Annotated in this window: 1 protein-coding gene; it reads left to right on the top strand. The window is 56.5% G+C overall.

What is annotated here, in order from left to right; translation table 11 throughout:
* Window positions 1–198: 198 nt before the first annotated feature.
* Window positions 199–591, top strand: a 393-nt coding sequence (locus tag HMPREF1627_RS01925) for a hypothetical protein (protein ID WP_199805868.1), incomplete at its 3' end; no start/stop codon positions are given.

Below are 591 nucleotides of genomic sequence, written 5' to 3'. Positions count from 1 at the left end.
CTCGAACTGTGTAGGCGCACCCGCCAACTCGGATACCGTACGGTGGTTGCTCCTGGGGCAAAGATCGCGCACGCGCGTGGCAGTTACCGGGATGTCCGTGAGGGTGAGGAAGCGGACGTTAACCGTTCGTTCGGCTTGCGGCGCGGCGCGCAACTGTACAACGCGATGGTTGCGAATCCACCTATCCTGTTCGTCCTAATGCTTGTTTCGCTCCCATTTTGGACGCTTCTGCGCGCACTTATGCGCCTGTTTACCAAACAACCTGACCTGGTCTGGCTTGAACTGGTTGGCTTTGCGCGGGCGTTTAGCAGGATTCCTCAGGCGATCTCAGCGCGTCTGCGCTTGGCCCGCACTCGTAAGGTTCCCGCGAAAGCTCTCGCGAGTCTCGAGGAATCAAACCTGACCATCACAAAGGCCAAGCGCACGCTGGCTAAACGAGAGCGCGAACCTAAGCCCGTTGAAGTCCTTGAACCGGTAGCAGCTAAGTTACTTCGCGAACATAAGATTGCATCAAACGTCGCCGCTGGGGTCGGAACGTTGCTATTACTTGTGGCAATTTTCTTTACTAGTAGCGGGCTCACGAACGGTATA

Origin of the sequence: Actinomyces sp. S6-Spd3 (assembly GCF_000758755.1) — a bacterium.
GTDB lineage: Bacteria > Actinomycetota > Actinomycetes > Actinomycetales > Actinomycetaceae > Pauljensenia.
This window is presented reverse-complemented; position numbering and strand designations above follow the sequence as displayed.